Origin of the sequence: Streptomyces sp. NPDC059455 (assembly GCF_042750115.1) — a bacterium.
Taxonomy (GTDB): domain Bacteria; phylum Actinomycetota; class Actinomycetes; order Streptomycetales; family Streptomycetaceae; genus Streptomyces; species Streptomyces endocoffeicus.
This window is the reverse complement of the sequence record NZ_JBHYVB010000013.1, coordinates 100,897-104,862: the sequence shown is the minus strand read 5'-3', so window position 1 is coordinate 104,862 and position 3,966 is coordinate 100,897. Positions and strand designations below refer to the sequence as shown.

The 3,966-nt window shown below is 72.9% G+C and carries 4 protein-coding genes; 1 reads left to right on the top strand and 3 read right to left on the bottom strand.

The features are described from left to right. Positions 1 to 93: 93 nt before the first annotated feature. From ACFXB5_RS06980 to ACFXB5_RS06970, 3 genes are all read right to left on the bottom strand, one after another. On the bottom strand, positions 94 to 1,113 hold the full coding sequence (locus tag ACFXB5_RS06980; protein ID WP_385203402.1) for a zinc-dependent alcohol dehydrogenase family protein: 1,020 nt from the start codon (positions 1,111 to 1,113) through the stop codon (positions 94 to 96). 70 nt (positions 1,114 to 1,183) lie between these two features. Further along, on the bottom strand, positions 1,184 to 2,248 hold the full coding sequence (locus tag ACFXB5_RS06975; RefSeq protein ID WP_385203400.1) for a zinc-binding dehydrogenase: 1,065 nt from the start codon (positions 2,246 to 2,248) through the stop codon (positions 1,184 to 1,186). Then, the gene (locus ACFXB5_RS06970) at positions 2,245 to 2,961 is read right to left on the bottom strand and encodes an SDR family NAD(P)-dependent oxidoreductase (RefSeq protein WP_385203397.1); all 717 of its coding nucleotides are present in this window, start codon (positions 2,959 to 2,961) and stop codon (positions 2,245 to 2,247) included. The genes ACFXB5_RS06975 and ACFXB5_RS06970 overlap by 4 nt, the downstream gene beginning before the upstream one ends. A gap of 107 nt (positions 2,962 to 3,068) precedes the next feature. On the opposite strand from ACFXB5_RS06970, the gene ACFXB5_RS06965 reads away from it, so the two are divergent. After that, complete coding sequence (locus ACFXB5_RS06965; protein ID WP_385203395.1) at positions 3,069 to 3,857, top strand: GntR family transcriptional regulator; 789 nt, start codon at positions 3,069 to 3,071, stop codon at positions 3,855 to 3,857. Positions 3,858 to 3,966: the final 109 nt, after the last annotated feature.

Below are 3,966 nucleotides of genomic sequence, written 5' to 3'. Positions count from 1 at the left end.
CGACCGGCCGTCCGCGCCCCTTCTCGACCCGGGTCTCGCCCCCGCCGGCCGGGCCCCCCCGCGTTCCATATGGGCCGAGGCCCGCCCCGGAGGTCAGGGGTGGATGACCGCCTTGATGCAGCCGCGGTCGTCCCGGACGGCGTCGAGGGCCGCGCCGTACGAGTCCAGCCCGAACCGATGCGTGATCATGCCGTCGGTGCGCACCCGGCCCGTGCGCAGGACCCGCAGCGCGCGATCGAAGCTGAACGCCTGGGTGAAGGATCCGCGGATGGTCAGCTCCCGGCTGAAGATCTCGTGCGGGGAGAGTTCGACGCGCTCCCGCTCCCCGGCCATGCCGTAGAGGAAGACGGTCCCGCCGTCGCGGGTCAGCGGCAGACACTGCTCGATCACGGTGAGGGCGCCGGTCGCGTCGACGACGGTGTCGAAACCGTCGGGTGCCAGGGCGCGCAGCGCCCCGAGGGAGGCCGAGGAGTCGTCGCGGTCCATGACCACCGTCTCGTCGGCGCCGAAGTCCCGGGCCAGTCTCAGCTTGGCCTCGGTCGGCGCCGCGACGGTCACCCGCCCCGCGCCGCTGCCCGCCAGCAGCTGCGCGAGCAGCAGCCCCGTGGTGCCGGCGCCGAAGACGAGAACATCGCTGCCGGGCTGTGGGGCGAGCACATCCATGCCGTGCACGGCACACGCGACGGGCTCGGCGAAGGCCACCACGTCCAGGGGGATGTCATCGGCGGGGTGACAGTGGGACGCGGGCACCACGATCATTTCGGCGAAGCCGCCGGGCCGGGTGACACCGTGGTCCCGCAGCCGGGTGCAGAAGGCCGGTCTGGCGCGGCGGCAGTTGGCGCACGAGCCGCAGGAGACACGGTTGTTGAGGGCGACGCGCTGTCCGACGGCGAGCGTCGTCACCTCCTCCCCCAGCGACTCCACCTCGCCCACCACCTCGTGTCCGGGGGTGAGCGGATAGCGGGGGGAGAACTCGCCGCGGTGGAGATGGGCATCCGTACCGCAGACTCCCGCGGACCGCACGCGCAGACGTACCTCGGCCGGGCCCGGCTCCGGATCCGGCAGGTCGGTGTAGCGGAAGACATGGGGTCGGTCGTAGACGATGGCTTTCACGCCGTCTCCTTGGGTCGGGCCGTTTCGGCGAGGTTTCGTTCGGGCCGTTCAGCTCGTGCTCGCGGGCCGGTCAGCCGACGCTCACCAGCACCTTCATCTGGTCCGGGCCACCGGCGGCCCGGAACGCCTCAGCCGCTCGGTCCAGGGGAAAGGTGGCGGTGACGAACTCGTCGGCCGGTACGACACCGGTCCCGAGAAGCGTCATCGCGGCGCGCATGTCCTCCCCGACGTACATCAGGGAGCCCCGCACGGCGATCTCGCGGTCCTGGACCAGGTCCAGCGGGACATTCGACGGGCCCTGGGGCACCCCGAGGACCATGACCGTGCCGCCCTTCTCGACGGAGCGCACGGCCTGAGTGATGGAGGCGGACACCGCCACGCGGTCGAACACCGCGTCCGCGCCGCCGCCGAGCCGCTCCCTGACCAGCTCCGGCAGGCCGGGGGTACCGGGCGCGAGCGCCGCGTCCGCCCCGAGCCGCACCGCCCGGTCCCGCTTCGCCGCCACCGGATCGGTGACGATGACGGTCCGCGCGCCCGCCGCCCGCGCGGCAATGGCGGTGAGCAGCCCGATCGGCCCGGCGCCGAGGACCAGTACACCGGCGCCGGCGAGGTCCCCGGCCCGGCGCACCGCGTGCACGAGGGTGGCCAGCGGCTCGACGAGCACGGCCTGCACATCGGTGAGCCCGCCGGGCACCCGGTGCAGCCGGTCAGCACGCACGGTGAAGCCGTCCGCCATCGCCCCGGCCGTCTGGCAGCCGATGACCCGCAGTTCCCCGCGGATGTTGTAGCGGCCGGAGCGGCAGTGGCGGCAGGTCCCGCACACCAGATTGGGTTCGAGCAGCACCCGGTCCCCCTCGGCCACGGCGGTGACGCCGGGTCCGGTTTCGGCGACCACGCCGATGGCCTCGTGTCCCGGGTGGTACGGCCGGGAGATGAAGGGGTGCTCGCCGCGTAGGGCATGGACGTCCGAGCCGCAGATGCCGGTCAGCAGGGTGCGCACCCGCGCCTCGCCGGCCGCGGGCCGTACCCGCGCCACCTCCTCCACGACGACGTCGCCGTCCGCCGTCACGGTCACCCGCCGGTCCGTCGTGTCCCCTTCCGCCGCCCCGTCCGGTGTCCTCGATGTGCTGCTCATCGGAGTGCGAAACCCCCGTCCATCAGCAGTTCCGTGCCCACGCAGTAGGCGGCCTCGTCGCCGAGCAGCCAGCCGATGGCAGCGGCGATCTCCTCGGGTTCCGCGAACCGTCCGGCGACCGTGCCCTCCTTCCAGCGCGGGTGCATATGCTGCTTGAGGTCGTTGAGCGGTGTGGCGACATAGCCGGGCGCGACGCTGTTGATCCGCACCCCGCGCGGGCCCCACTCGACGGCCAGGGAACGGGTCAGCGCGCTCACGGCGGCCTTGGAGGCGTTGTACGCGGACTGCTTCTGCGGGTGGTTGACGATATGTGTGCCGGACATCGAGGAGACCGTGACGATCCGGCCCCCAGCCCCGTCGAGCATCCGCCGGGCGGCCGCGGCGCAGCTGAGGAACGTGCCCTTCAGATTGACGCCGAGCACCCGGTCGAACTCGGCGGCGCTCATCCGCTCCGCGGGCACGTCGTCCTCGACGACCCCGGCGGCCGCGACCAGGCCGTCGATCCGGCCGCCCTCGGTGACGACCGCGCCGATCGCGGCCGCCACGCCGTCCTCGTCGGTGACATCGCAGAGGATGGACCGACCGACGGGGGACGCGGTGAGATCGAGGGCGAACACCTCGGCCCCCAGACCGGCCAGATGTGCGCAGGTGGCCCGTCCGATGCCCCCGGCGGCTCCGGTGACCGCGATCCGGGCACCCTGATACCAGGACATGATGTCTCCTTGGGTGGACTCACTCCGGCAGCGATAAGACGTCCTGTACGTACAGGATGTCAAGAGGACGGGCTGTTGTCTTTGCCGCCAGGCGCTACGCTTGCGCCGTGGAACCCGGACGGATTGACCGCGATGCCGCACTGCCCTTCTACGCCCAGCTCAAGGAGCTGCTGCTGCCACAGCTCGGCAGCGTCTGGAAGGTGGGTGAGCGGCTGCCCGGCGAGGTGACCCTGTGCGAGCGGTACGGCGTCTCCCGGACCGTCGTCCGCCAGGCCCTCGACGAACTCGAGGGCGAGGGCCGCATCGTGCGACGCAAGGGGCAGGGCACCTTCGTGGCCGCCCGCAAGGTCGACGAGTCGCTCTTCCAGTCGATGACGGGCCTGTACGAGGACGTGGCCGCCCGCGGTGGAGCGCTGGTCAGCGCGGTGCGCAGGCTGGAGTTCGCCCCCGCGACGGCGGACGCCGCCCGTGAGCTGGAGGTCGAGGAGGGCGCACCGCTGATCCATCTGGAGCGGCTGCGCTACGTCAACGACGAGCCGTGGGCGCTGACCAGCACCTGGCTGCCGCACCGGGTGGCGCCCGGACTGCTGGACGAGGATCTGACGCACCAGTCGCTCTACGCCCTGCTGGAGGGCAAGTACGGCGTCAGCCTGGACCACGGCAGGCGTGAGGTGGAGGCGGTGCCCGCCGCACCGTCGGTGGCCGAGGCGCTCGGCGTGGACGCCCACGCCCCGGTGCTGCTCCTGCGGAGCACCGCCTGGGACCAGGAGGGCAGGCCGGTGGAGTACTTCACGGCCTACCACCGCGCGGACCGCAGCCGTTTCCAGGTGCATGTCCGCAGGCGGCGGCGGGCCGGAGCGTCACCGTCGATGCTGGTGAACGACAGCACCGGCTGAAACCCGCTCCCACCTGGGCGGGGGGGGCCCCGGGGGGGTTGGGGGGGGGCCGCGCGGGCGGCGCCCCCCCCGCCCCCCCCCCCCCCCCAAACCCCCCCGCACGAGGTGT

What these genes read in the sequence shown, in the direction of transcription:
- ACFXB5_RS06975 (WP_385203400.1), bottom strand. Translation starts at nt 2,248, where the DNA reads ATGAGCAGCACATCGAGGACACCGGACGGGGCGGCGGAAGGGGACACG.
- ACFXB5_RS06970 (WP_385203397.1), bottom strand. Translation starts at nt 2,961, where the DNA reads ATGTCCTGGTATCAGGGTGCCCGGATCGCGGTCACCGGAGCCGCCGGG.